General features: G+C 64.8%; 25 protein-coding genes. 17 read left to right on the top strand and 8 right to left on the bottom strand.

All coding sequences use genetic code 11. The features are described from left to right. Positions 1–7: 7 nt before the first annotated feature. From HWY05_RS00155 to HWY05_RS00170, 4 genes are all read left to right on the top strand, one after another. Positions 8–661, top strand: coding sequence for a GNAT family N-acetyltransferase (locus HWY05_RS00155; RefSeq protein WP_244146514.1), 654 nt, complete (start codon positions 8–10; stop codon positions 659–661). 152 nt (positions 662–813) lie between these two features. Then, positions 814–2,244 (top strand): mannose-1-phosphate guanylyltransferase/mannose-6-phosphate isomerase, encoded by a 1,431-nt coding sequence (locus HWY05_RS00160; RefSeq protein ID WP_035556917.1) that lies wholly within the window; start codon positions 814–816, stop codon positions 2,242–2,244. Positions 2,245–2,506: 262 nt separating this feature from the next. Next, on the top strand, positions 2,507–3,883 hold the full coding sequence (cysS, locus tag HWY05_RS00165) for a cysteine--tRNA ligase (protein ID WP_176057014.1): 1,377 nt from the start codon (positions 2,507–2,509) through the stop codon (positions 3,881–3,883). A 204-nt stretch (positions 3,884–4,087) separates the two neighbouring features. Then, positions 4,088–4,480, top strand: a complete 393-nt coding sequence (locus HWY05_RS00170) for a carboxymuconolactone decarboxylase family protein (RefSeq protein ID WP_176057015.1) — start codon at positions 4,088–4,090, stop codon at positions 4,478–4,480. Between the two features lie 183 nt (positions 4,481–4,663). Here the strand turns inward: HWY05_RS00170 and HWY05_RS00175 are convergent, their stop codons facing one another. Further along, positions 4,664–5,350: an HAD family phosphatase gene (locus HWY05_RS00175; protein WP_035556926.1), complete on the bottom strand. Its 687-nt coding sequence runs from the start codon at positions 5,348–5,350 to the stop codon at positions 4,664–4,666. 243 nt (positions 5,351–5,593) lie between these two features. Here HWY05_RS00175 and HWY05_RS00180 point away from each other — a divergent pair, with 243 nt between their 5' ends. The 7 genes from HWY05_RS00180 to HWY05_RS00210 all read left to right on the top strand — a co-directional run bounded on the left by HWY05_RS00180 (position 5,594) and on the right by HWY05_RS00210 (position 11,003). After that, positions 5,594–5,914 carry a YXWGXW repeat-containing protein gene (locus HWY05_RS00180; protein ID WP_035556927.1) on the top strand — a complete coding sequence of 107 codons (321 nt, stop codon included), beginning with the start codon at positions 5,594–5,596 and terminating at the stop codon, positions 5,912–5,914. 416 nt (positions 5,915–6,330) lie between these two features. Further along, complete coding sequence (locus HWY05_RS00185; RefSeq protein WP_081936370.1) at positions 6,331–6,933, top strand: RNA polymerase sigma factor; 603 nt, start codon at positions 6,331–6,333, stop codon at positions 6,931–6,933. Beyond that, the gene (locus HWY05_RS00190) at positions 6,930–7,346 is read left to right on the top strand and encodes a hypothetical protein (protein WP_035556933.1); all 417 of its coding nucleotides are present in this window, start codon (positions 6,930–6,932) and stop codon (positions 7,344–7,346) included. Before HWY05_RS00185 ends, HWY05_RS00190 begins: the two co-directional genes overlap by 4 nt. Next, on the top strand, positions 7,343–7,894 hold the full coding sequence (locus HWY05_RS00195) for a periplasmic heavy metal sensor (RefSeq protein ID WP_176057016.1): 552 nt from the start codon (positions 7,343–7,345) through the stop codon (positions 7,892–7,894). Before HWY05_RS00190 ends, HWY05_RS00195 begins: the two co-directional genes overlap by 4 nt. 70 nt (positions 7,895–7,964) lie before the next feature. Beyond that, on the top strand, positions 7,965–9,554 hold the full coding sequence (locus tag HWY05_RS00200; RefSeq protein WP_176057017.1) for a DUF1800 domain-containing protein: 1,590 nt from the start codon (positions 7,965–7,967) through the stop codon (positions 9,552–9,554). A 5-nt stretch (positions 9,555–9,559) separates the two neighbouring features. After that, on the top strand, positions 9,560–10,702 hold the full coding sequence (locus HWY05_RS00205) for a DUF1501 domain-containing protein (protein WP_176057018.1): 1,143 nt from the start codon (positions 9,560–9,562) through the stop codon (positions 10,700–10,702). A gap of 85 nt (positions 10,703–10,787) precedes the next feature. Next, positions 10,788–11,003: a YXWGXW repeat-containing protein gene (locus HWY05_RS00210; RefSeq protein WP_035556941.1), complete on the top strand. Its 216-nt coding sequence runs from the start codon at positions 10,788–10,790 to the stop codon at positions 11,001–11,003. 8 nt (positions 11,004–11,011) lie between these two features. Here HWY05_RS00210 and HWY05_RS00215 read toward each other — a convergent pair whose 3' ends face one another. The 4 genes from HWY05_RS00215 to HWY05_RS00230 all read right to left on the bottom strand — a co-directional run bounded on the left by HWY05_RS00215 (position 11,012) and on the right by HWY05_RS00230 (position 15,882). After that, entirely contained in the window at positions 11,012–12,373 is a 1,362-nt protein-coding gene (locus tag HWY05_RS00215) for a sensor domain-containing diguanylate cyclase (protein WP_176057019.1), read from the bottom strand. Positions 12,374–12,652: 279 nt separating this feature from the next. Continuing rightward, positions 12,653–13,897, bottom strand: a complete 1,245-nt coding sequence (locus HWY05_RS00220) for an MFS transporter (RefSeq protein WP_081936127.1) — start codon at positions 13,895–13,897, stop codon at positions 12,653–12,655. A 67-nt stretch (positions 13,898–13,964) separates the two neighbouring features. Then, entirely contained in the window at positions 13,965–14,486 is a 522-nt protein-coding gene (locus tag HWY05_RS00225) for a flavin reductase (protein ID WP_176057020.1), read from the bottom strand. Beyond that, positions 14,479–15,882 carry an LLM class flavin-dependent oxidoreductase gene (locus tag HWY05_RS00230; RefSeq protein WP_176057021.1) on the bottom strand — a complete coding sequence of 468 codons (1,404 nt, stop codon included), beginning with the start codon at positions 15,880–15,882 and terminating at the stop codon, positions 14,479–14,481. Before HWY05_RS00230 ends, HWY05_RS00225 begins: the two co-directional genes overlap by 8 nt. A gap of 227 nt (positions 15,883–16,109) precedes the next feature. On the opposite strand from HWY05_RS00230, the gene HWY05_RS00235 reads away from it, so the two are divergent. Beyond that, positions 16,110–16,679 carry an XRE family transcriptional regulator gene (locus HWY05_RS00235; RefSeq protein WP_035556953.1) on the top strand — a complete coding sequence of 190 codons (570 nt, stop codon included), beginning with the start codon at positions 16,110–16,112 and terminating at the stop codon, positions 16,677–16,679. A 23-nt stretch (positions 16,680–16,702) separates the two neighbouring features. Here the strand turns inward: HWY05_RS00235 and HWY05_RS00240 are convergent, their stop codons facing one another. Next, entirely contained in the window at positions 16,703–17,071 is a 369-nt protein-coding gene (locus HWY05_RS00240; RefSeq protein ID WP_176057022.1) for a BON domain-containing protein, read from the bottom strand. 441 nt (positions 17,072–17,512) lie between these two features. Between HWY05_RS00240 and HWY05_RS00245 the strand changes: the two genes are divergently transcribed. Next, entirely contained in the window at positions 17,513–18,307 is a 795-nt protein-coding gene (locus HWY05_RS00245) for an IclR family transcriptional regulator (RefSeq protein ID WP_035563130.1), read from the top strand. Positions 18,308–18,335: 28 nt separating this feature from the next. On the opposite strand, the gene HWY05_RS00250 is transcribed toward HWY05_RS00245, so the two are convergent. Further along, the gene (locus HWY05_RS00250; RefSeq protein WP_176057023.1) at positions 18,336–20,141 is read right to left on the bottom strand and encodes an acyl-CoA dehydrogenase; all 1,806 of its coding nucleotides are present in this window, start codon (positions 20,139–20,141) and stop codon (positions 18,336–18,338) included. Between the two features lie 265 nt (positions 20,142–20,406). Between HWY05_RS00250 and HWY05_RS00255 the strand changes: the two genes are divergently transcribed. The 4 genes from HWY05_RS00255 to HWY05_RS00270 are packed head-to-tail and all read left to right on the top strand — an operon-like array spanning position 20,407 to position 25,462. After that, positions 20,407–21,180, top strand: coding sequence for an SDR family oxidoreductase (locus HWY05_RS00255; protein ID WP_176057024.1), 774 nt, complete (start codon positions 20,407–20,409; stop codon positions 21,178–21,180). Positions 21,181–21,203: 23 nt separating this feature from the next. Then, positions 21,204–22,940 (top strand): long-chain fatty acid--CoA ligase, encoded by a 1,737-nt coding sequence (locus tag HWY05_RS00260; RefSeq protein ID WP_176057025.1) that lies wholly within the window; start codon positions 21,204–21,206, stop codon positions 22,938–22,940. Continuing rightward, complete coding sequence (locus tag HWY05_RS00265; protein ID WP_176057026.1) at positions 22,937–24,511, top strand: class I adenylate-forming enzyme family protein; 1,575 nt, start codon at positions 22,937–22,939, stop codon at positions 24,509–24,511. Before HWY05_RS00260 ends, HWY05_RS00265 begins: the two co-directional genes overlap by 4 nt. Positions 24,512–24,556: 45 nt before the next feature. Continuing rightward, positions 24,557–25,462: an SDR family oxidoreductase gene (locus HWY05_RS00270; RefSeq protein WP_176057027.1), complete on the top strand. Its 906-nt coding sequence runs from the start codon at positions 24,557–24,559 to the stop codon at positions 25,460–25,462. Between the two features lie 137 nt (positions 25,463–25,599). On the opposite strand, the gene HWY05_RS00275 is transcribed toward HWY05_RS00270, so the two are convergent. Further along, on the bottom strand, positions 25,600–26,739 hold the full coding sequence (locus HWY05_RS00275) for an ABC transporter substrate-binding protein (RefSeq protein ID WP_244146515.1): 1,140 nt from the start codon (positions 26,737–26,739) through the stop codon (positions 25,600–25,602). Between the last annotated feature and the right edge of the window lie 91 nt (positions 26,740–26,830).

The following is a 26,830-nucleotide window of genomic DNA, read 5'->3' on the forward strand; positions in this document are numbered from 1 at the left end:
CCTTGGTATGCCACCGCGCGAGCGCGCCGCCGCCGCGCTGAGTTTTCGTCCCGCACGGCCTGACGACGCCGACGCCTGCGCGCCGCTGATCTTCGCTTCGGGCGTGCGTGAGTTCGGCTTCTTTCTGGGCGAGCCCGCCGCGACCTGCATCGATTTTCTGGGCTTCGCGTTCGGCTCGAAGCAGGGCCGTTTTTCGTACCGGCGTCACCGCGTGGCCGTGGACGGCAACGCCCGGGTGGTCGCGGTGCTGGCCGTGCACGACGGTCGCAGAACCTGGCTCGACGATCCGCACGTCGCGCTGATGCTGCTGCTGTTTTTCGGCATCCGCCGCACGGTGCGCATGCTGTTGCGCGGCCTTACGCTGGAGAGCGAATTGCCCGCGCCGAAGTCGTCGCAGACGCTGATCGCACATTGCGCGACGCACGAACAGGTGCGTGGCACGGGGCTGTTCAGCGGGCTGTTCGCCGACGCGCTGCACGCCGGCTCGCTGGAACGCGACGGCGGCCGGCAGGTTGTGCTGGATGTGCTGGTCAGCAATACGCGTGCATACGCTCTGTACCGGCGGCTCGGGTTCATCGAGTTGCCGCGCCGTGCACCGGTTTCGCCGCGCCTGCCGCGCGAACTCGAATCGGTGCGGATGCAGTTTGTCGGCAGAGGCTGAGCGGGCGGTTCGACTCCCCCAGTTCAGCGGATTCAGGAATCAATAAGCCGCAGCGCAGGCGGCGCCATGACGGGTTGAGAGGTCTGTCTGGCGTTAGCGCTGTGGGACGAAGGTTTCACACCTCAATAAAAATACGTAGGAAGGGTAAGAGCATGCAGATTCATCCGGTGATTCTTTGCGGTGGAAGCGGCACCCGGTTGTGGCCGATGTCGCGTGGCGGCTATCCGAAACAATATTTGAAGCTGACGGGCGACAACACGCTGGTTCAACAGACCGTGATGCGCCTGCGCGGCGTGGCGGACATTGCCGCGCCGATCGTCGTCACGAATAATGACCAGCGTTTTCTCGTGGCCGAACAGTTGCGTCAGGTGAACGTGGCGGCCTCGGCGATCGTGCTCGAACCGGCCAGCCGCAACACGGCGCCGGCTATCGCGATCGCGGCCTTGCTGGCGCTGCGCGATTCGCCCGAGTCGCTGCTGCTCGTGCTGCCGTCCGATCACGTGATCGCCGGTGAAGCTGCGTTCGTCAAGGCCGCCTCGGCCGCGGCGCAGATCGCCAAAGACGGCTTCCTGGTCACGTTCGGCATTACGCCGACCGAGCCGCATACCGGTTACGGCTACATTCGCACGGGCGCGAGTCTCGCCGACGGTACGACGGCTTTCGCGGTCGACTCGTTCGTCGAAAAGCCGGATGCCGAGACGGCCCAGCGTTTCATCGCGCAAGGCGGTTACTACTGGAACAGCGGCATGTTCATGCTGAAGGCTTCCACCTACATGGAAGAGCTGCGCCGCTTCGAACCGGAAATCGCGTTGCAGGCCGAGCTTTCGCTGAAGGCCGCGCAGCATGACAACGACTTCGTGCGTCTGGACGAAGCGACCTTCTCCGCAAGCCCGAACATCTCGGTCGACAACGCGGTGATGGAAAAGACCCGGCGCGCCGCCGTGGTGACCGTGTCGGATCTCGGCTGGAACGATATCGGCTCATGGACCGCGCTGGCCGACATTGCCGAGCGCGACGCGCAGAGCAATGCGTTGTTCGGCGACGTGCTGACCGATGCCGTCAGCAATTCGTACATTCGCGCCGAGCACCGCCTGGTGGCGGCGATCGGTCTGGACAACGTGGTGATCGTCGAGACCGCCGACGCGGTGCTGGTTGCGCATCGCGATCAGGCGCAAGACGTGAAGAAGATCGTCGCGCAGTTGAACGCGATGGGCCGTCACGAGTCCGTCACCCACCGCCGCGTGGTGCGGCCGTGGGGCTCGTATGAAGGCATCGACAGCGGCGACCGCTTCCAGGTCAAGCGCATTGTGGTGAGCCCGGGCGCGCAACTGAGTCTGCAGATGCATCATCATCGCGCGGAACATTGGATCGTCGTGAAGGGCACCGCGCTCGTGACGAACGGCGACAAGGAAATCGTGCTGACCGAGAATCAGTCGACCTACATTCCGCTCGGTGTCACGCACCGTTTGCTGAACCCGGGCAAGATTCCGCTCGAGCTGATCGAGGTGCAGTCGGGTGCGTATCTCGGCGAGGACGATATCGTTCGTTTCGAAGACACCTACGGCCGCGTGCCGAAGGCTTGAGGATTGACACTCGACACTCGACACGAGGATTGACCCGTGCGGGTACAACGCGTTAGCATCGACTCCATGACCGCTTCTATCGTTTCCCTTCCGTCTGCTTTGCGCGCATGCTGTCGCGGCCTGCCGAGGGGAGCTTGCGTCTAGCGAGTCGATCTGTACACGTCCGCATCCCTGAGGCCACCCGTCACACGACCGGTGGCCTTTTTGTTTTTTGGTCCGCTGATTTTGCTGATGCAATCGCTCAGCGCTGAAGGAAACCCCTATGCCGCTCGCTCTCTACGACACCTGGTCGCGCACGTTGCGCCCGTTCACGCCGCTTCGACCGGATCACGTCGGCCTGTATTGCTGCGGCCCGACCGTGTATGACCACGCGCATATCGGCAATCTGCGGACCTATGTGTTCGAGGACGTGCTGCGCCGCGCGTTGGTGCAGAACGGCTACACCGTGCGGCACGTGGTGAATATCACCGACGTCGGTCATCTGGTCTCCGATGCGGATGACGGCGAGGACAAGATGGAGAAGGGCAGCCGGCGCACCGGCGAAACGGCATGGGCCATTGCCGAACGCTACACCGCGGCGTTCCAGCACGACTGGCGCGCGTTGAACCTGCTGGAGCCGACGCTCTGGTGCCGCGCGACCGATCATATCGCCGAGCAGATCGACTTCATTGCCGAACTCGAGCGTCACGGCTACACGTACCGCACGGCGGACGGTATCTACTTCGACACGGCCAGGCAGGACGATTACGGCTATCTCGCGCGGCTCGACATAACGGGTCTGCAAGCCGGCAAGCGGGTGGCCGTGGGCGACAAGCAGCGCGCGACGGACTTCGCGCTGTGGAAGTTCAGCCCGCCCGGCAGCACGCGGCAGATGGAGTGGGAAAGTCCGTGGGGCGTCGGCTTTCCGGGTTGGCACATCGAGTGTTCGGCGATGTCGGCAAAGTATCTCGGTCCGTGGTTCGATATTCATTGCGGCGGCGAAGATCATATCGCCGTGCATCACAGCAATGAAATCGCGCAGACCCAGGCGCGCCACGGCACGCGGCTCGCCAACTTCTGGCTGCATGGGCATTTCCTGATGCTCGACGCGGGCAAGATGGCGAAGTCGGGTGGCGACTTCGTGCGCTTGCTGACCTTGATCGAGCGTGGTGTCGATCCACTGGCTTATCGCTACCTGTGCCTGGGCGCGCACTACCGCAGCAGTTTGCGGTTCAACATGGAAGCGCTGGATGCCGCGCAAGCCGCGTTGGACCGCTTGCGTAAGGCGTATCGGCAATGGCCTGAGGGTGGGGCGCCGGACGCTGAAGCGGTCGCGCGTTTCAACGCCGAGGTCGATCAGGATCTGAACCTGCCGCGCGCGCTCGCTGTGTTGTGGGAGGTGGTGCGAAGCGATCTGCCGGCCGCCACGCGACGGGCGACGGTGGATTGCTTCGACCCGGTGCTCGGGCTGCGGCTCGCGGACTGGCGCGAGGACGTGGTGACGATTCCCGCCGGGGTCGCGCGGCTGGCCACGCAACGCGACGAGGCGCGTGCCACGAAAAACTGGAGCGAGGCGGATCGTTTGCGTGAGCAGTTGCGAGTGGAGGGCTGGCAGGTGGAAGACAGCGCGAAGGGACAGGTGCTGCGTCCGCTTGACTGAGGGCTCACGCGGTTGAGTTCGTCGGACGGCGAAGCGGTGCATCTGAGCGATCTGGCGGGGCGCATGGTGATCCACGCGCACCCGTGGAAGACGCCGGGCAGTGAGCGCTGCCGTTTGGTACTGGCGCAATTCTGTGCACAATGAGTGGAAGCATGCGCGCTCGCGCATGCTTCGCCGATACCCGTCAGCCAGAAAGGAGCACGCATGAGCCAGCTTAAAGCCGTCGATTACGCCTCGGCATCGCCCGAAGTCAAAGCCGTGTACGACGACATCAAGCAGACCCGTCAGGTCGAGGACGTCAACAATTTCTGGAAGTTCATCGCCCATCATCCGCCCACGCTCGCGCGCACCTGGGACAGCTTGAAAGACGTGATGGCGCCGGGTGCGCTCGATCCGCTGATCAAGGAATTGCTGTACGTCGCGGTGAGCGTGACGAACAACTGCGGCTACTGCGTGGCGAGCCATACGGCCGCCGCGCGTCGCGCCGGTATGACCGACGAGATGTTCGGCGAACTGCTGGCCGTGGTCGGCATGGCGAACGAGACCAACCGGCTGGCGGTCGGATACCGCGTGCCGATCGATCCGGCGTTTGAATAGATGAGTAGAGGCTTGGGCAGGCGTTCGGGCAGGCGATTGAGTGCGCATTGATGCCCGCTTGAATGCCCGCTTTGACGCGCGCTTCAACGCTCGCTCTTGACGCTCGCTTTTAACCCCTGCTTTTAACCCCCGCTCTTAACCCCCGCTCTTAACCCCCGCTCTTAACCCCCGCTCTTAACCCCGTTAAGCCCCGCGCCATCCCGCAAGCAGCGCCGGCAGTTCGGCCATGTCGCGAAACACCTGCACCGCGCCGACGCCATGCAGCGCGGTCACGCTGCTATGGCCGAGTTCCTGCGGGCAATAGCCGAACACGGTGGCGCCGGCCGCGACGCCCGCGGTCGCGCCCGTCACCGTATCTTCCACCACCGCGCAACGCTTCGGGTCTACGCCCAATCCGGCGGCCGCGGCCAGGTAAACATCGGGAAACGGCTTGTTGCGCGGCGTTTCGTGACCGCTGAAAACGCGTCCTTCGAAGCAGTCGAGAATGCCCGCCTTGACGAGCTGCAACTCCACCTTGATACGATCCGCGCCGGACGCCACCGCGATGCGTCCATTCAACGCCGCATGCAGCGCCCGCACCGCCGACGCCGAGCCGGGAATCGCCACCAGTTCGCGTTCGAGTGCCGCATTGCGCCGCGCGCGAAACTGCATCAGCCACTCAGGGGTAATCGCGACGCCGGTACGCGCTTCGATCAGCGCCGCTTCGTCCCGAACCGCCTTGCCGACGAAAATGCGCATGGTTTCCGCCACGCTCAACTGCCAGCCCAACTCGCCGAGCATCTCGCACAGCACGCGGTTAGTAATCGGTTCTGAGTCGACGAGCACGCCGTCGCAGTCGAAGAGTACGGCGTCGAAAGGGAAATCGGCCATCGGGGCGTGTAGAGAGAGGAGGTGGGGAAGCGGGAAAGCATACCTCACGGGTGGGCGATAACCCTTCATTTGCACAACGCCTGCTGTCATCGAGCCGACAGTGGGCCGTGAATCACACAGTCGTGTCAGCCCATCTTCCACGTCATCAAACTTCCTGCCAAACAAAGCGACGGATTTTTCCCGCTGCCGCGTTCAACCAGAAACGAAGCCGCTTCTGACTTCGCCTCTTAGGGAGAAACCAACATGACATCGACCAAACCGGTCCGCCTGCTGAGTTCCGTGATTCTCGCCACGTTGACCTGTGCCGCCACGTTGACGGCCGCACCGGCCTTCGCGCAAGCCGTGATCGTCGCGCCGATGGCGCCCCCGCCGCCGCGCGTCGAAGTAATGCCGGCGCCGCGTAACGGCTATGTGTGGGATCAGGGCCGCTGGCGTTGGGACCATGGCCGCTACGTGTGGGTGCGGGGCCATTGGCAACCGGTGCGCGTCGGTTATCACTGGGTGCCGGGCCATTGGGTGCAGCGCGGTCCGAACTGGCGCTGGGTCGAAGGCCATTGGGCATGATCCGTGTGCGCCGTGGTAACCCATGCTATGAGGGCTTCGGCGCGCCTGAACGCTTTGCATGATTGAACCAGGCAACTTGCCATGAAAACGCTCGTGATAATTCTGCTGGCGACGACGCTCGCCGGCTGTGTGGTCTACCCGGCGCGGCCGGCGGTTTATCGTCCGGCAGTCGTCGTATATTGATCGGGGCGATGCAATCGTCGGCAGGCACAGCAGTACGCAGTGAACGCCCCGCGATTTCGTTATCCGCGCGCGGCTTGCAAACCGCTGCGCGCCCAACCCGAGGTGAGAAGGTGAAGCCAACGTGAGCAGCATCAGAAGGAGTGGCGGCAAGTGAACGACCTTCGTCCGACGACGCGATCCGCGTGGCCGGCGCAACCCCGGCCGCGACGGCCCGGGCCGCCGGGGCCAACGCGATCCGCGCGACGCAGCCGGCTCGCCGCGGGGAGCGTCACGCCTTGAGCGAACGCGATCCCGACGCGGAACTGCTTGAACAGGTCGGCCGGCAAGATCCGGCCGCCGTGCGTTCGCTCGTCGCGCGTAAATTGCCGCGCCTGCTCGCGCTCGCCACACGCATGCTGGGCGATCGCATGGAGGCGGAAGACGTGGCCCAGGAGGTGTTCGTGCGGATCTGGAAGCAGGCGTCGCGCTGGCGCGAAGGCGAAGCGAAATTCGACACCTGGGTCCATCGCGTCGCGCTCAATCTTTGCTACGACCGTTTGCGCGGCCGGCGCGAAGATCCGTACGACGAGCTGCCGGACGAGGCCGATCCCGCCGCGCTGCCCGATGCGCAACTGGAAGCGCGCGCTCAGGACGAGCGGGTGCGCACCGCGCTCGCCGCGCTGCCGGCCAGGCAACGCGAGGCGCTGGTGCTCAACTACTACCAGGAAATGTCGAACATCGACGCTGCCGCCCTGATGGGCATCACCGTCGATGCGTTGGAAAGCCTGCTGGCACGCGCGCGCCGCAATCTGCGCGCTCAACTGGCCGGCAGCGGCCTTAGCAAGGACACATCATGACGCCCGAAAGATTTCATCAGATCGTCGAGGCCTATGGCGCCGATGCGCGCCGCTGGCCGCAAACGGAGCGCGCGGCGGCGCAGGCGTGGGCCACGTTGCACCGCGCCGAAGCCGACGCGTTGCTGACCGAGGCCGCCGGCCTCGATGCGTGGCTCGCCGCCGACAAGGTCGAGCCGCCGGGCGCGGCGCTGCGCGAGCGGGTGATCCGCAGCGCGCCGGTGCGCCAGCCGGCCGCGCCACGACGCTGGTGGTGGTCGGGCGCGGCGGTGGCGGGCGTCGGCCTGCTGGGCGGCGCGGCCGGCGCGTTCGCCGTGTCGTTCTTCGTGCTGACCGAATCGGTGCCGCCGGTGCATGAGTCTTCCTATTTAACTTCGAGCTTCGGTGGGACCTCCGCCGATTGGAGCGGCGAATGAACGGCCGGTCATTGAAATTCGTGCTGGCGGCGTCGCTGGTGGTCAATGTGTTTCTGTTCGGCGCGATCGTGGGCGGCGCGTATCAGTGGCTCGCGGCGCATCGCGCGACGGCGGCGGTGACGGCGCAGCAGCGCGCGCTGCGCTTCGCCGCCGAGCCGTTGTCCGCCGAGCGGCAGCAGGCCTTTATCGCCGGCTTGAAGCAGGCGCGCCGCGACGGGCGCGACTTTGCCCGCGAGGGTAAGGAAGGGCGTCGTGAAGTGTTGCGCCTGCTGGCCGCGCCGCAGTTCGATCGCGCGGCGCTGGACGCGGCGCTCGCCCGCACGCGCGCCGCCGACAGCAATCTGCGCGCGAACGTGGAAGGCAGCGTGGCGGATTTCGCGGCGACGCTGTCGCCCGAGGAGCGCGTCGAGTTCGCCGACAGCCTGAAGGTGCGCGGTCAATGGCGCGAAACCGCGCCGGCGCCGAAGAAGAAGCCGGCCGATCAGCCGAACCAGGCCAACTCGCAGAACCCGCCGAACCCGACTTCGAGCGGATCGTCGGCGAATTAAAACGCCGTCACACGCGACGGATTTTCACGCGCGGGCCGTTTAAACCCTATCGAACGCCGAAGAGGATGGTATGGCCAACTCACCGAACCTGAATGCCGCCGCGATTGCACTGAATCGCTTCGGCCTGGGCGCGCGGGCCGACGACACGCCGCCCGCCGACCCGAAGGGCTGGTTGCTCGCACAACTGGAGCAGTACCAGCCGCGACCGGCCGCGTGGGCGAGCCAGCCGAACTCGGTGGCGCTGTCCACCGAGTTGCTGCAGGAGCGCATGGAGCTCAATCAGCAGAACCGCCAGAATCCGGCCGCCGATGCGGCGGGGAATCAGACGCCAAATCAGACGCCAAATCAGGCAAATGCGCAGCCCGCACCGCGACCCGGCGCGCAAGCCAGGCTCCAGCAGAATGCGCAAACGGCGGCGCAGACCGACGCAACCAACCCACCGCAAGACGCCGCTCAAACCGCCAAACAAGCCGAACGGAAAGCCATTCGCGGCGAAATACTCGACCTGTACCGCTCATCGGTGAATGCGCGGGTGGAAAGTGCGTTGACCACGCAGACGCCGTTCGTCGAGCGGTTGGTGCATTTCTGGGCCAATCACTTTGCCGTCTCCACCGAAAAGCCCGGCGTCGCCGCGCTGGCCGGTTCGTTCGAAGCCGAAGCGATTCGCCCGCACGTGCTCGGCCGTTTCGAGGACATGCTGGTCGCGGTCGAACGTCATCCGGCCATGCAGTTGTTTCTCGATCAGACGCGTTCGGTCGGACCGGACAGCATGGCCGCGCTGCGCGCCGAGCAACGCAATCCGGAGCTCAAACGTGGGCTGAACGAAAATCTCGCGCGCGAAATCATGGAGCTGCACACGCTCGGCGTGCGCAGCGGTTATAGCCAGGACGACGTCACCGAATTCGCTCGCGCGCTGACCGGCTGGAGTCTCGCCGCCGGCAGCGGCAAAGGCGCCGGCGGCAACGCGCGACGCTTCGGCGCGCAGCCCGACGCCGCGCCCGGCACGTTCGTGTTTCGCGCCGCGCTGCACGAGCCGGGCTCGCGGACCATCATGGGTCGCCGCTACGACCAGCCCGGCGAACAGCAGGCGCTTGCGATCCTGCACGACCTCGGTGCGGCACCGGCCACCGCGCAGCATATCGGCGGCAAGCTGGCGCGGCATTTCGTGGCCGACAATCCGCCGCCCGGCGTGACTGAGCGGCTTGCCAGCGCGTTCGAGCGCAGCGGCGGCGATCTGCCGACGGTCTATCGGGCGCTCATCGACAGTCACGAAGCGTGGTCGCCCACGGCCGTGAAGTTCAAGACGCCGTGGGAGTGGACCATTTCGTCGATGCGCGGGCTCGGCTGGCAGGACCTCGGCAAGCTGCAGACCGCACCGATTCTCACGCAGCTCGGCCAGCCGGTGTGGCGGCCTGGCTCGCCCGCCGGTTACGACGATATCGCCGCGAGTTGGGCCGCGCCCGACGCGCTGGTGCGCCGGGTGGAGATGGCGCAGCGTTTCGCGTCGCGGGTGGGCGACCGGCTCGATGCCCGCTCGCTCGGCCAGACCTTGACGGCCGGTTCGCTCAGCGAGCCGACCGCGACGGCGGTGTCGCGGGCCGAGAGTGCCTCGACGGCGATCGCGCTGTTGCTGGTGTCGCCGGATTTTCAACGGAGATGAATGCCATGTTGTCACGCCGTAAATTTCTGAGCGTTGCCGCTGCGGGCGCCGGCGCGATGCTCGTATCGCCGCAGATCGTGTTCGCGAGTGTCGCCACCGATCGCCGTTTCGTTTTCGTGATCCAGCGCGGCGCGGCCGACGGGTTGAACATCGTCGTGCCGTACGCCGATCCCGCTTATGCGAATCTGCGCGGCGCGCTGGCGATCGATACGTCGAACGCGGCGAAGCTCGACGGCACGTTCGCGTTGCATCCGGCGCTCGCGCAAACCGCGTCGATGTATGCGAATCGCCAGGCGCTGTTCGTGCACGCGGTGGCGTCGCCGTATCGCGACCGCTCGCATTTCGACGGCCAGAACGTGCTGGAGACCGGCGGCACCGCGCCGTATCAGATGAAGGACGGCTGGCTGAACCGGCTCGTCGCCCAGTTGCCCGCCACGCGAGAAAACGCGATCGCTTTCGCGCCGACCGTGCCGATGGCGCTGCGCGGCGCGGCGCAGGTGACGTCGTACGCGCCGTCGGCGCTGCCGCAAGCGCCCGACGATCTGCTCACGCGCGTCGCGCAACTGTACGACCAGGACGCGCAGTTGCGTCCGCTGTGGGATTCGGCGATGGCGGCACGCGGCCTCGCGGGCGACGCCGGCGCGCGTCAGGACCCGGCCAGCCTCGGCAAGCTCGCCGCGGGTTTTCTGTCGCGCGACGACGGTCCGCGTATCGCGATGATCGAAACCGGCGGCTGGGACACGCACAGCGCGCAGAACCCGCGTCTCGCCAATCAGTTGAAAGCGCTCGACACGATGCTCGCGTCGTTGCGCGACGGCATGGGGCCGTTGTGGAGCAAAACCACGGTGCTGGTGGCGACGGAGTTCGGACGGACCGCCGCCGCCAACGGCACGGGTGGCACGGACCACGGCACGGGATCGGTGGCGATGGTGCTGGGCGGGTCGGTGGCGGGCGGACGGGTGATTTCGGATTGGCCCGGCCTCGCGCCGCACGCGCTTTATGAAGCGCGCGACCTGAAACCGACCACGTCGCTGGACGCGGTGATTGCTGGGACGGCCGGTGAAAGTCTTGGGCTCGATCCGCAGCGCACGGCTAGCGCGCTGTTCGGTTCAACCGCGCGGCCGCTGACGGGGGTCGTGCGGGCGTAGAAGAAGCAGTAGGCAGAAACAGGAAGTAGAAGCAGAAGTAGAAGCAGAAAACCGGTTCACCTAAAAAACACTCAGGAGAGGAAAAATGAAAATCAGATCGTCTGTACGCGCCGTTTCGATTGCGGGTCTTTGTGCCGTGGTCCTGTCAGCTTGCGTGGTGGAACCGGCCCGGCCGGCGCAGCCCGCGCCGCTCGTCGAAGTCGTCCCGGCCGCGCCGGCGCCAGGCTATCACTGGGTGAAGGGCCACTACCGCTGGGAAGGCAATCACTGGCAATGGGTCCCGGGACACTGGGTGGGTTGAGTGAGACCTCAAGCCGCCACGCGATTCCGCCCGGCTTCCTTCGCACGATAAAGCGCCGCGTCGGCCTGCGCGAGCAGCCCGTCCGGCGCCGCCAGCTCGCTGTTGCGCGTGGTGGCGATCCCCACCGACACCGTCACCCGGCCGGCCGGCGTAAACGGCGCCGCCACGCCGCGCTGCACGACCGCTACGCGCAATCGTTCGGCCAGTTGACTGGCCATCTGCGCGCCGCAATCCGGCAACACCACGACGAATTCCTCCCCGCCGTAACGCGCGATGAAATCGCCGCTGCGCCGCAGGCTCGACTGCAAGACGGCGGCCACGGCGTTTAGCGTGTCGTCGCCGTGCAGGTGGCCCAGGGTGTCGTTGAAACGTTTGAAATGATCGATGTCCACCATCATCAGCGAAAGCGGATACGCGGCCGCTTGCGCGCGCGCCAGTGCTTCCGGATAGCGCTCGTCGAAGTAGCGGCGGTTGTACAGGCCGGTGAGGCCGTCGCGCGCGGCGAATTCGCTCAGCCGCGCGTTGGCGGTGTGCAATTCGCGGTACAGGTGGCTGATTTCCCAGATCAGCACGCCGAGCACGGTGCTCGACGCCAGCACCGACGCGACCCGCGCAACGTACCAGCCGATGCTGAAGCGCGAGTTCGCCGCCAGCGTCACGACGATATCGCCGAGACCGGCGAGCATCGCGACGCCGAGCCACAGGTCGAGCAGGGTGCGCAAGCGTGTCGAGGCAATGAGGCAAAGCAGCGCCGCCGCACTGATGAGCGCGATGCCGATCCCGGACGGGCTATGCGGCAGCCTCGTATACGTCTCTTCGCTGACCAGCGCCGGCAGCGCGTCCGCGTGGCGGATCGCGACGTAGCAGACCAGCATCGACAGCAGCAGCGGCCCGCCGCATAGCACGGCGCCTGCCCGTGCCGCGGCGCCCGGCGCGACCAGCGGCGTGGGAAAACGCCGCCTCACCCACAGCGCGATCACTACCAGCAGCGGCGAGCCGCCGTGCCAGAACGCCCAGATCCACACCGCGCTTTGCGGACTCGCGCCGAGCAGGCCGGTGGCGGAGAACACGCCCGGAAACGCCAGCAACTGCACGGCGACGGTGAAGGCCGTGTACACGTAAGCGCCGGCGAGAGCGGCCAGAAAGGCCGCCCGCGTGATCATGAATTGCGTCCACAGCAGGTAGGCGGTGAGGCCTTCCGTCGCGATGACGGCCATCGTGAAGAGCGGCAGAAACGGTGCGATCGTCGTGGCGGGCAGACGCGCGACCGGCAGCACCGCGAGCACCGTGCCCAGAATCAATCCGGAAACCGCGAACGCAGCAAGACGGTGGCGGCGGTTGACCGCCAGGCTCATGATGCTGCTTTTCATGCGACGAATAGAGTGGGGTGAAAGGACTGCGAAAGGGTTTGCGCGGTCAGGCCGGACTGTGGTCTTTCAGGCAAGCGCGCATTTTATCGGCTGATCGCGAGTTGGTCATGAAGAAATATGAACCTGACGTCGGGGCTGGTATGAAGATTGATGCGGATTAGCGCGGGTTTTAAGCGGGATCGAAGCGGATTGGCGTGTCCGTTTGGAAGCTAGGATCGCTAACTTTTCTTCAGTCGATTGCCGGTTGCTTGCGTGTTCAACTGGCCACTCAACGTTGCTTCAACGCCGCCCGCCCGCGAGCCGCCGCGCGTCCGGCAATCTCCGCAGACGCAGCATCGCGACACAGCCGAGCAGCGGGCCGATCGCCAGCATGCTGAAAGCGCCACGCCAGCCGGCCAGCGCAACCACGTCCGGCACCAGATGGATGCTGACGAGCGTCAGCAGAAAACCCGCGCAGGTTTGCGCGGTCAGCAGCGTGCCGATCGACGCCGGTTCCGCCAGCTCCGCGATGCTCGCCGAAAACTGCGCCGAATCGGCGATCACCGACACCCCCCAACACAGCGCGACCGTCGCGATCAGCCACACCGGCGCGCCGGGCAGCCAGCCCATCAGCGCGGCGCAGGCGCCGCTCATCGCCATGGCGCCGACCGTCAGCGTGGTGCGGCCGAGGCGATCCGCCAGCACGCCGCCGAGCCACGCGCCGAGCGCGCCGGCCGCGACCGCGCCGAAGGTCAGCCATTCGGCGGCCACGCGCGGCTGCGGCATGCCGGCCGCGGCGAAGCTCGTCTGCAGGAATACGGCGAGCCAGGCCCACATCGCATAAAGCTCCCACATGTGACCGAGATAGCCGAGATTCGCGAGCCGCAGCGCCGGGTTGCGCCACGCGGCGGCGAGCGCCGTCCAGTCGATGCGGACCGCGCGCGCCATGCCCGGCCCGACGCCGCACAGCAGGATCGCCACGCCGGCCAGCAAAGCGCAGCCGGCCGAGATGCCGTAGATCGCGCGCCAGTTCGAGCCGCCGAGCGCCGCCAGCAGATGCGGGCTCGCCGAGCCGAAGGTGAGGGCGCCGACCAGCAGCCCGATCAGCAGGCCGAGATCGCCTTTGGCCCAGGTGGCCGCGAGCCGCATGCCGACCGGATAAACCCCCGCCATGCAGATGCCGGTGATAAAGCGCAACAGGATCGCGAGCGGACTCGCCGGCGCGATGAACGCGAGCGACGCCGTGACCCCGCCGGCCGTCAGCGCGCTGGCCATGAAGAGTCGTCGCGGATCGAAGCGGTCGGCGAGCGACAGCAGCGCGCTCGTCACCGTGCCCGCGACGAATCCGGCCTGCACCGCGCTGGTCAGCAAGGTGGCTTGCAACGCGGAGAGTCCCTGCGCCTGTTTGACGATCGCCACGACCGCCGACGACGAAAACCACACGCTCATCGCGCCGACCTGGCAGAGCAGCAGAATGACCAGCGAACGCGTTTTTCCCGCCATCGCGGCGAGCGGCGGGGACGGGGTGGCCGGAGCGTTGTTCATGCGGGTCGTGGGCTGCTGGGTGGTGTGATCTTGAGCGGTGGTTCGTGGCGCTTTCGTGGAACTTCGTTCATGCCGCCGGTTCAGCGGCATGCGCCGCATGAACGGAGCGCGCGCCGACCCGATGGTAACGGCGGCCGTAGTAAATCAGCGCATCGCCGGCGCCCTGCGTTTGCACGGCCTTCACCGCGCAAAAGAATACGGTGTGCGTACCGATCTCCGTTACCGATTCGATCTCGCAGTCCAGCGACGCGAGCGCGCCATCCAGCGCCGGCGCGCCGGTCGTCAGCGTGTTCCATTGCGCGGCGGCGAAGCGTTCGTCGACCGGCAGCGCGCTGCTGGCGAAATGCGCCGCGAGCGCCTGCTGTTCGGCGCTCAGCACGTTGACGCAAAGCTGGCCGTTGGCGCGAAACGCCGCGTTATTACGGCTGCTTCGATTGATGCAGACCAGCAGCGTAGGCGGCTCGTCCGTCACGCCGCAGACCGCCGACGCGGTGCAGCCGGCGCGACCCGCCGCGCCGTCGCTGGTCACGATGTTGACGGCCGCGCCGAGTCCGGCCATCGCGTCGCGGAAGCTGAGCTTGTCAATCATGAGCGCCTCCGTCGGCGAGGGGCTGCGCGGCCGCGCAGTCCGGCGAGCGAAAACGTGCCGCCGTGTGCGTGGCGGGCAGGCGCGCGTGACCGAACAGCTTGTCACGCAACGTGCCGTCGCGATACGCGCGCTTATACGCCCCTCGCTCCTGCAACACCGGCACGACCAGTTCGATGAAATCCTCGAAGCATTCCGGCGCGACCGTGCGCGACAGATTGAAGCCATCCACGCCGGTTTCCTCGGTCCACGCGATCAGTTCGTCGGCGATCCGGTCTGCCGAGCCGACGAGCGGCGCCTGGCGGCTGCCCAGCACCATCTGTTCGAGCAGTTTGCGTTTGGTCCATTGCGGCCCGGCGGCGCGCGTCATCGCCTCGATGTTCGAGACGATCGCCTGGCTCTTGCCGGTCTCGATCGGTTCGTCGAGGTCGTAGCGCGCGAAATCGATACCGAGCGACGCGGCCGCATGCACGAGCGCCGCCTCCGAACTGACGTAACGCTGATACTCCGCGTATTTGTCCTGCGCGTCGCGATCCGTGCGGCCCGTTATGATGGTTTGGCCGAGCAGCACCTTGATATCGTCCGCGCGACGGCCGGCAGCCACGGCATGCGCGCGAATGTCGTCGACGATCGCTTTGACCGCGGGCTTCGCCTGACCGTTGACGAACACGCATTCCGCGTGCGCCGCGGCGAACTGCTTGCCGCGTGTGGAGGAACCCGCCTGATACAGCACCGGCGTGCGCTGCGGCGACGGTTCGCTAAGATGCATCGCATCGACCCGATACTGCTTGCCGTGATGATGGATCACATGCACTTTCGACGCGTCCGCATAGAGGCGCTGCTCCCGGTCGCACAGCACCGCGTCGTCTTCCCAACTGCATTCCCACAGTTTGTAGACCAGTTCCATATATTCGTCCGCGAGGTCGTAGCGGTCGTCGTGCGCCATCTGGCCGGTGAGGCCGATCGCGCGCGACGCGCTGTCCAGATAACCCGTGACGATGTTCCAGCCGACCCGGCCGCGCGTCAGATGATCGAGCGTCGACATGCGGCGCGCGAACAGATACGGCTGCTCGACCGAGAGGTTCGACGTGACGCCGAACGACAGATGCTGCGTGACTGCCGCCATGGCAGGGATCAGCAGCGTCGGATCGTTGACCGGCACCTGGACCGCGCCGCGAATCGCCGCGTCGGGATTGCCGCCATAGACGTCGTAGACGCCCGCCACGTCCGCGAAAAAGATGCCGTCGAACAGGCCGGCTTCCAGCGTGCGGGCGTAGTCGGTCCAGTACTGCAAGTCCCGATAGCGGGTGGACTGATCGCGTGGATGCGTCCACAGGCCTTGCTGGATGTGACCGACGCAGTTCATGTCGAACGCGTTGAGTACGATTTCCTTCGGCATGGTGTCTTCCGGTTCGGGGACTGGGACGCTGGCGCCAGCGGTTCGTTTAATATAGTGGACGAAAAATCACTATGCAAGACATTGATTTCGGGCTTTAATCGGGTCGACGCGGGTCAATGCGTGCGGCCGACGCAGCCCGTCCAGCCCGGTTGCAAGCCCATGCCGTAGCGCTGCAAAACGCGTCGATATAATTCGCCGGTGCTCACTTTGTCGAACTCTCCGCTGCCATGTCCGAATCCGTTGCTGTCGATCTGACCCAGGCGATCTCGTCGCGCGTGAAGACTGAGCGCGAGGCGCGTAACTGGTCGTTGAGCGAACTGGCGGAGCGCTCCGGCGTTTCGAAGGCGATGATCAGCAAGATCGAGCGCGGCGAGGCGAGTCCCACCGCGACGGTGCTCGGGCGTTTGTCGGGCGCGTTCGGCTTGACCTTGTCGACCTTGCTCGCGCTCGCCGAGCAGACCGGCGAACGGCTCGCACGCCACGCGCAGCAAGCGGTCTGGCAGGACCCTGAAACGGGCTATATCCGGCGGCGCATTTCGCCGCCCACCGGCGGCGTGCTCGAACTACTGGAGATCGAATTGCCCGTGGGCGTGAAAGTCCCGTATCCGTCGGATGCGTTCGTGTTTCAGCATCAGCAGATCTGGGTCACGCAAGGGGTGTTGACGTTTCGGGAAGGCCGGCAGATTTACCGGCTCGAAGCGGGGGATTGTCTGCAACTCGGCGCGCCGGCCGAATGCGAATTCTTCAATGCGGGCGACGAGGTGTGCCGCTACCTCGTCGGCCTGGTTCGACGTTAAGTACGTCGGATAGCGCCTGGCGTTTAACCGCCGCCACCGCCTTGGGTGCCGATGGTGATCTTGTTGTTCACCGACTTCACGCCGGCCACACCCTTCGCGACTTCTTCCGCTTGCGGAATCTGTGCGCCGTCAGGCACCGATCCAGTCAACGTTACCGCACCGCCGCGAGCCCGGACAAACACGTTCGACACGTCGAAGCCCTGGGCTTTCGCCAATGCTTTGCGCACTTGCAGGCCCAACGTGCGGTCCGTCTTCTTCACGGATTTTGCACTCGGTGCTGCCATGCCCATATCGCCGGACGCCATCGCATCGCTCGCCTGGGCGTAGGCGCTGGACGCCGTCGCCACACACAATGCAATGCCGAGCGCCTTCAAAAGATTGACTGTTTTCACGTTTTCTCCATCCTCGAAAAGTTGATGTCGCTTCGTTGCATGCAAAAAACCACGCGCTTGCGAGCACTTTTCTGCCCACGAGGAGCACCCTGTCTTGTAGAAGAGTGAGGCTGCGGCGCTCCCGGCGCGCTTAAACAATACTCCAGCCAACGCGCTCATGCTGGAAAAACTGGCCTCGGTGTGGTGTGTTTCGATGCGTGCGCGTCGATGCTTTCGAGGCGCCAGGGTGGCCGTTCAGAGCGCGCAAAGTTTCAGACTATAATTCCGCGACCCGGATCACCGACGATCCCTGGGCGCGGTGTGTCCTTCAAATACAGCCGTTTCGCGGGAGCGCGTTTCGTTTTGAGCAAAACCCATCACAGCCCGGCCGATCGTCCTGCCGACAGTCCCGATGTCGCCGATCCGGCGCCCGCGTCGGCTGCCTCCACCGGCGCGCCTGCGCTGCTCGCCAGCCGCACCGCGCACGAAGCGCATAAGGACGACCGGCACTTCGTCACAGCACTCGCGCGCGGACTCGAAGTGCTCGCGTGTTTTCGTTCGGGCGACAAGTCGCTGAGCAATCAGGAACTGGCGCTGCGTTGCCGGCTGCCGAAGTCCACGGTCTCGCGGCTGACCCATACGCTTACCTTGCTCGGTTATCTGATTCATCTGAAAGAGAGTGGTAAATACCGGCTCGGTACGGCTTCTCTGGCGTTGGGCAGCGCGATGCTGGCGCGCCTCGATGTCCGCAAGATCGCGAGGCCGGTCATGCAGGAACTGGCCGACATCTCCGGCGCGACGGTGTCGTTGGGCACGCGCGACCGGCTCTCGATGATCTACGTGGAGAACTGCCGCGGCTCGGTCGCACTCACGTTGACGCTCGAAGTCGGCTCGCGCATTCCGGTCGCCACCTCGGCGATCGGGCGAGCATGGCTCGCGGCGATTCCCGAGCATGATCGTCTCAGCTTCATGGAGCAGGTGCGCGAACTCGATCACGTTGCCTGGCCCAAAACCCGCCGTGGCATCGAGAAAGCGCTCGACGATTACAGCGCGCTCGGTGTGACGACTTCGTTCGGCGACTGGCAGAAGGATGTGAACGGCATTGCGCGCGCATTCCAGCCGGGCGGCGAGCTGCCCATCATGGCGATCAATGTGGGCGGCCCGTCGTTCAAGCTCTCGAAAGAGTTTCTGCTCGAAGAAGTGCGGCCGCGCCTGATCGACGTGGTGACGCAACTGGAAACGGCGCTGTCGCATTGAGCGGCAGGGCTCCGAACAAATCGCTGCATCAAAACCACTGCGGCGCCATGCTAAGCGTGGTGTCGTCCAGACCACGCAACGTGGTCAGCATCAGCGAGACACGCGGCAATTCCCACCGGAAGAACCATTGGCACGCGTGCAGCTTGCCGCGATAGAAATCCCTGTCAGCCGTGTTGCTCACCTTCGGTAGCGCGGCGCTTGCAACGATCGCCTGCCGCAACCACGTCCACGCCAGCACGATATGACCGAATGCTTCGAGAAAAGCATTCGCATTGGCGAGCGCGCGTTCGCTTTCGTGGGCGAGCGTGGGCAGCAACGCCTCCACGGTGTCGGTCAATTCGCGCCATGCCTGGCTCAGCGCGTCCGCATGCGCTTGCAGCGGCGCATGAGCGTGCGCGGCGTCTAGCGTGCGTTGAATCTCGCGTTCCAGTTGCTTGAGCGCGGCACCCTGTTTCATCACCACTTTGCGGCCCAGCAGATCGATTGCCTGAATGCCGTGCGTGCCTTCGTGAATCATGTTCAGCCGGTTGTCGCGATAGAACTGCTCGACCGGATATTCACGCGTATAACCGTAGCCGCCGTGAATCTGGATCGCGAGGCTATTCGCTTCGAGACACCATTGCGACGGCCAGGATTTCACCACCGGCGTCAGCAGATCGAGCAGCAGGCCTGCTTCGGCGCGCGCGATATCGCTCTCACCAGTGTTCTGTTCGTCGACCAGACGCGCCGCGTACAGACACAATGCATACGCGCCTTCCACATAGGCTTTTTGCGCTAGCAGCATGCGGCGCACGTCCGCATGTTCGATCAGCGGCAGTTGCGGATCGAGCGGGTTCTTGTTGTCCGGGCGGCGTCCTTGCGGCCGTTCGCGCGCATAGTCGAGCGACGCCAGATAGCCGCGATAGCCGAGCATCACTGCGCCAAGCCCGACGCCGATACGCGCCTCGTTCATCATGTGGAACATGCAGGCGAGGCCCTGATGCGGTTCGCCCACCAGCTCGCCGATGCACTCGCCATGCTCACCGAACGACAGCATGGTCGACGTCGTGCCGCGCCACCCCATCTTGTGAATCAGCCCCGCGAGCGCGACGTCGTTGCGCGCGCCGCGGCTGCCGTCTTCATTGACGTGGTACTTCGGCACCGTGAAGAGCGAAATACCTTTGACGCCCGGCGGCCCGCCGGGAATCCGCGCGAGCACGAGGTGCACGATGTTCTCGCTCAACTCGTGGTCGCCGCCTGAAATGAATATCTTGTTGCCGCGAATCGAGTAAGTGCCGTCTGCGTTGAGCGTGGCGCTGGTGACGAGATCGGACAGGCTCGAACCGGCTTGCGGTTCGGTGAGCGCCATGGTGCCGAACGCGCGGCCTTCGAATAGCGCCTGCAAGTACTTGCGCTTTTGCGCCGCGCTGCCGAAACGCTCGATGACATTCGCATTCGCCGTGGTCAGCATCGCGTAAGACGCGGTGGCGATGTTGGCGCTCTTGAAGAGCGACAGGCAGGCAAACGAAATCACCGACGGCAATTGCATGCCGCCCCATTCGTAGTCTTTACCCGCGGCGAGAAAACCGGTGGCGCGCAATGCGTCCAGCGCCTCTTTCACTTCGGCCGGCAGGGTGACCCGCTCACCGTCGAATTGCGGTTCGTGTTCGTCGGACAGGCGGTTGTGCGTGGCGAACTTTTCGGCGGCGACCGCGTGCGCGGTATCGAGCGCCGCGTTGAAGGTTTCGCGGCTGTGGTCCGCGTGCCGCACGCGGCATGTGAGCGTCTCCGCCTCGAGCACCTCGAACAACTGGAACTCCAGATCTCGCGAATTGATGATCAGCGCATCTTGCATGAAAGAAGACCTGTTCGAAGATAAGCCGCTATGCAGAACAGCTAGACAGGGTGTGCGAAAAACACATCGCAATGTAGCTGCACAGCGCAATGGAAAAGCGCGGTATTCGGGTAAGTCCCGATCACCCACCGATCAACGACGCATGCCAGTCTATAACAAAAGTGAATGGGCGTGCTTTTATTTACAGGCCGAATTCCGGCACGTATGATGGTTGAAAAAAACTGGAATTCCAATCTGCATTGCAGAACAAATGGAGGAGCATAGGATGTCTGTGAAAGACCTGTTTCAACTGGACGGCAAGGTTGCACTGATCACCGGCGGCTCGCGTGGACTCGGCTTGCAAATGGCCGAAGCGCTCGGCGAAATGGGCTGCCGTGTGGCTATCACCGCGCGTAAGGCGGATGAGTTGGCGGAAGCCCAAAAACATCTGCAAAGCCGCGGTATCGAGGTGCAAACGGTGGTCAACGATCTGCAGCGTTTCGAGGGTATTCCTGGGTTGGTCGATGAAGTGCTGGGGATGCATGGCCGCATCGATATTCTGGTGAACAACGCGGGCGCCACGTGGGGCGCACCCGCCGAAGACTATCCCGACGAAGCGTGGCACAAGGTGATGAACCTGAACGTCAACGCGCCGTTTTTCCTCGCGCGTGAAGTCGGTAAGCGCAGCATGATTCCGCGGCGGGCGGGCAAGATCGTCAATATCGCTTCGGTGGCTGGATTGAAGGGTTCGCCGCCCGGCATGAATACGATTGCGTACAACACGTCGAAGGCGGCGGCGATCAATTTCACGCGGGCGCTCGCGGCGGAATGGGGCAAGTACAACATCAACGTCAACGCGATCTGCCCGGGGTTTTTCCCGTCGAAGATGTCGGCGGGATTGCTCGATCAGCTCGAAGACACGATCGTCTCGCGCACGCCGTTGCAGCGTCTGGGCGGCGACGAAGATCTCAAGGGCCCGATTGTGTTTCTCGCGAGCGAAGCGTCGCGTCATATCACCGGCCAGTATTTCGCGGTGGATGGTGGGTCTATCATCGTTTGAGCGGCGGGTCGACAGGAGAGGTCATGAATCAACTTCATCATCCGCATTGGCCGCCGCAAGTGCCGTTGCATCTGACGCTGCCGGAAACCAATCTGTTCTATAACGCCGAGGTCTCGGCGGCGCGCTTTCCCGACAAGCCGTTCATCATTTTCTACGACACCCCGATCACGTTCGCCGAGTTCAAGGACGAGGCCGAACGGGTCGCGGGTTTTCTGCAGCACGAATGCCACGTCAAGGCGGGCGATCGCGTATTGCTGTATATGCAGAACAGTCCGCAATGGATCGTCGCGTATTACGGCATTCTGCGGGCGAATGCCGTCGTGGTGCCGGTCAACCCGATGAACCTGGGCGTCGAACTGGCGCATTACGTCGAGGACAGCGGGGCGACCACCATCATCGCGCCGCAGTGTCTGTTTCCGAATGTCGAGCCGTTGATCGGCAGCGGGCCGGGACAGGGCATCGAGCACGCAATCGTCGCGACGTATAGCGATTATCTGAAGCGGCCGTCGCCGATTGCCGTGCCGGAATTCGTCGCGGCGCCGCGCAAGGCGTTCGCTATTCCCGGCGTCACGCCGTGGCAGGAAGTACTCGATCGACGTCATACGCCCGGACCGCTCACGAGCCGCGCCGACGATTTGTGCGTGATGCCGTATACGTCCGGCACGACAGGTAAACCTAAAGGCTGCATGCACACGCATCGCAGCGTGATGAGCACGCTGCTGGGCGGTTGCGTGTGGTTCGCGGCGCCATCGGATGGCGTGTATCTGTCCGTGTTGCCGCTGTTTCACGTGACCGGCATGCAGGGCGGCATGAACGCCGCGATTTATTCCGGCGCGACCATTGTGCTGATGCCGCGCTGGGATCGCGAAACCGCCGTGCAATGCATGCAGCGCTATCGCGTGACCGCGTGGCAGTCGATCTCCACGATGATGGTCGACTTTCTGTCGAACCCGAAACTCGGCGACTACGATCTGTCGAGCCTGAGCGGCGCGCGCGGCGGCGGCGCGGCCATGCCCGACGCGATCGCGAAGAAACTCAAGGCGCTGACCGGGCTCGATTACGTCGAAGGCTACGGTATGACCGAGACGATTGCCGGCACCCACATCAATCCGCCGCATCGACCGAAAGCGCAGTGTCTCGGCGTTCCGGTGTTCGACGTGGATTCGCGCGTGATCGATCCGGCCTCGCTGCAGGAGTTGCCGCAAGGCGAAACCGGCGAGATCGTCGTGAATGCGCCGCAAGTCATGCAAGGCTATTGGCGCAATCCGAAGGCGACCGAAGAAGCGTTTGTCGAACTCGACGGCAAGCGCTTTCTGCGCACCGGCGACCTGGGTCATATCGACGAAGACGGTTATTTCTTCATGACCGACCGTCTGAAGCGGATGATCAACGCGTCCGGCTACAAGGTGTGGCCGGCGGAGGTGGAAGCGCTGATGTACCGGCATCCGGCGATTCACGAAGTGTGCGTGATCGGCGTGAAAGACGAGAAGCGCGGCGAGACGGTGAAGGCGCTGGTGGTCCCCGACGAAGCGCATGCGGGCACGATCACCGAGCAGGAGATTATCGACTGGTCGCATGAGCAGATGGCGCCGTACAAGGCGCCGCGGATCGTCGAGTTCGTGACGTCGTTGCCGAAATCGGGCAGCGGCAAGATTCTGTGGCGCAAATTGCAGGAGGAAGACGCGGCGCGCACGGCGGCGCGTAGTGGTGGCGGTAATGCCAACGGTAACGGCAATAGCAACGGAGGCGCATCGCGATGACATGGCTCGATGCGTTACTGGATGAACCGTTCGTCTGCATTACGGATATGCTGCGTCGCTTTGCCGGCGAGCGCGGCGATCACGCCGCCTTGATCTGCGATGGCGAAGTGCTGAGCTACGCCGCGCTCGACGCGCGCGTCGATCGTTTTGCCGCCGCGTTGCAGCGCGACGGCATTCAGCCTCGCGATGCGATTGCGTTATGCGCGGGCGCATCGGTGGATTACGTGGTGGCGTTTCTCGGCGGTTTGCGCGCCGGGGCCGCGGTGGCGCCGCTCGCGCCTTCGTCGAGCGCGGCCAGCCTGGTCAGCATGATCGGCAATGCCGGCGCGCGGCTGCTGTTTCTCGACGCCGACGTGAAACGCCTGCTCGAACCGGTCGCCGAGCAAATCAGCGCCACGCCGATCGCGCTGGATTCGCACGCGGGCAGCCTTCCGCTCGATACGTGGCTCGCGCCGCAAGGCGCCGTGCCCGCCGCCGTGACGATCGACCCCGCGTGGCCGTTCAACATCATCTATTCGTCCGGCACCACGGGCACGCCGAAAGGCATCGTGCAGTCGCACGGCATGCGTTGGGCGTACGCAGCACGCACCATTCAGCGCGGCTATGGCCCGGACGCCACGACGCTGATCTCCACCCCGCTGTATTCGAACACCACGCTGGTGAGCTTCATGCCGACGCTGACCTTCGGCGGCACGGTCGTGTTGATGCCGAAATTCGAGGCCACTCGTTATCTGGAACTCGCGCAGCAACACCGCGTCACGCACACGATGCTGGTGCCGGTGCAGTATCAGCGGCTGATGGCGCATCCGGAATTCGACCGCTACGACCTCTCCAGCTTCCAGGCGAAGTTCTGCACCAGCGCGCCGTTCGCGGCAAGCATTAAAGCGGACGTGGTGCGCCGCTGGCCCGGCCGGCTCACCGAGTACTACGGCATGACCGAAGGCGGCGGCTCGTGCCAGCTGGAGGCCGACGTTTACCCGTCCAAACTGCACACGGTCGGCCAGCCGGTGGAGGGCCACGACGTCCGCCTGATCGACGAACTGGGGCACGAAGTCGCGGTGGGCGAGGTCGGTGAAATCGTCGGCCATTCGCCGGCGATGATGACCGGCTATTACCGGCAACCCGAGAAGACCGCCGAGGCCGAATGGTACGACCCGAGCGGCAAGCGCTTTATCCGTACCGGCGACATGGGCCGCTTCGACGTCGATGGCTTTCTGACGCTGCTCGATCGCAAGAAAGACATGATCATCTCGGGCGGTTTCAACGTCTATCCGAGCGATCTAGAGGCGGAAGTGCGCGAGCATCCGGACGTCGCGGATGTGGCCGTGGTCGGTGCGCAATCGGAGCAATGGGGCGAGACGCCGGTCGCGTTCGTGGTGCGCCGTCCGCTTGCAGAGATCAATGCCGACACGTTGCTCGCGTGGGTCAACGCGCGGGTCGGCAAGATGCAGCGGCTGTCCGCGCTGACGTTCGTCGACAGTTTGCCGCGCAGTCCGATCGGCAAGGTGTTGAAGCGCGAATTGCGCGAGCGGTTTTATCCCGCCGCGCACGAGGGAAACACGTCGGCATAGCCGAACCCATACTGAAGCTTGCAGCAGCAACCACGGGACAAACGCATGGACAATTTCTCAGACAAGGTCGCGGTGATCACAGGCGCGGGTTCGGGCTTCGGCCGGGAGTTCGCGCGGCTCGGCACGAAGCTCGGCATGCGGCTCGTGCTGGCCGACGTGCAGCAGGACGCGCTCGACGAAACCTTAGCCGAAGTCGAAGCGGCCGGCGCGCAAGCCATTGCGCGTCGGGTCGACGTCGCGAAGGGCGACGAGATCGATGCGCTGGCGCGCGACACGCTTGCCACGTTCGGCAGCGTGCATCTCGTGTTCAACAACGCGGGCGTGGGCGGCAGCGGCGGGCTCGTGTGGGAAAACACCGAACGCGACTGGCAGTGGCTGCTCGGCGTCAATCTGTGGGGCGTGATTCACGGCGTGCGCGCGTTCACGCCGCTGATGCTGGACGCCGCAAAACGCGACCCGGCGTATCGCGGGCATATCGTCAATACGGCGTCGATGGCCGGCATGCTCAATCCGCCGCTGATGGGACCGTACAACACGTCCAAGCATGCAGTGGTGTCGCTGACGGAATCGCTGTATCAGGATTTGTCGCTGGTCACGCAGCAGGTGGCGTGCTCGGTGTTGTGTCCGTATTTCGTGCCGACAGGAATCGCGAAAGCGCAGCGCAACCGTCCGTCGGAACTTGAGAACGACGCGCCGGCGACACTCTCGCAGCGCGTGGCGCGAGCGCTGAGCGAGAAGGCGGTGAGTTCGGGCAAGGTGAGCGCGGAAGAGGTCGCGACGATGGTGTTCGACGCGATCCGCGCCGAACAGTTTTATATTTTCTCGCATCCGCAGGCGCTCGCTGCGGTGAAAACCCGCGCGGACGATATCGTCACGCCGCGCAATCCGACCGATCCGTTTGCCGAGCGGCCGCAGGTGCGCGAGCAGATTGTCGACGCGTTGAAGGGCTGATGAGCTGATGAGCGGAGCCGGCGTGACGCACGCCGGTTTCTCGAATCAAGACGTGCTTAAAGCAATCCGCAAGAAAAAGGCGCCGTCTGAATGAACTTCAAACGGCGCCTTTCCTTTGGCCCAGCCTCAGCGCTTCACTATTTCGCCGCCGTCAGCGTGCTTAATGCCGCGGACTTCAACTGTCCACCCTGAACCACCGCCGCCAGCGGATTGCCGATCACGAAACCGCCGTGATCGTCGACCCCGGTCACGCTTTGCGGATTGTTCTGCGGCGGCAGTGCCTTCACCGCGCGGTCGAACTGGTTGCGGATCGCCGTGGCGTCGCTGACGCTGCCGGCCAGTTTCATCGCCAGCGCTGTCGCATACACCGCGGTGTAGTTCAGCGACACTTCCTGGCTCGGATCGCGTCCACCGTGACTCTTGCGGAAACGCTCGACGAACGCCTTCGCGTTCGGCGTGCTGTCGTCCGCCAGCGGCAATACGCCGATTGCGCCATTCAGCGCCGCATAGCCACCGGCCACTTTGGCCACTTCGTCGAGCTTGGCCTGGTCCATCACGATGAAGCCGCCCTTGAAGCCCAATTCGCGCGCCTGCTGCGCGACGAGTCCGGTCGGTTCGGACGGGCCGCCGATAAACATCACATCCGGTTTCGCCGCGAGCACGCGGCTCACGCCGCTGTAGAAATCGGTCGCGCGGTTATACGACATGGCGTTGTCCGCGACGATCGTGCCGCCCGCCGCTTCCCACGCCGGTTTGAATGCGGCGACCCAGACCTTGCCGTAGTCGGTATCGGTGGCGGCGAGCGCGACCTTCTTGCCGTAGGTCGCCATTTCATACTTGATGAAGGCGTTCAGATACGACGTGAAGGCCGGCGGAATCCGCACGGTGAGCTTGTTGCCGCGTTCGCTGATCTGCGGCACGCTGGTGTAGGAGAGCAACAGCAGCTTCTGCTGTTCGTTGCTGGTCTGCACCGCAAAGCCGCCGCCGGAATGCGGCACGAGCACGACCGCCGCCTGCTGTTCCTGCGCGAGACGTTTCGCGTTGATCGCGGTTTCGCTGGGGTTGTATTTGTCGTCGAGCGGCACGACCTCGAATTTGATCTGCTTGCCCGCGACTTCGATGCCGGCCTGGTTGACGTCGGCAGCGGCCATCTGCATGCCGTCGAGCACTTCCTGGCCGTACTTCGCGGCGCCGCCGCTCAACGGGCCCGAGTAGCCGATGTGCACCACCTGTTGCGCGACGGCGGGCGCGGCGCCCAGCAGCGCCAGCGCCGTCATGGCCGCCGCTGCGGTCACGGCCCGGCCGGCCTGGCCGCCAATGCGTTTGATCGTCATGCGTGTCTCCCTGGTAGTGGCGAAACGGGCGACG

It is taken from the genome of Paraburkholderia sp. BCC1876 (genome assembly GCF_902833695.1).
Taxonomy (GTDB): Bacteria; Pseudomonadota; Gammaproteobacteria; order Burkholderiales; family Burkholderiaceae; genus Paraburkholderia.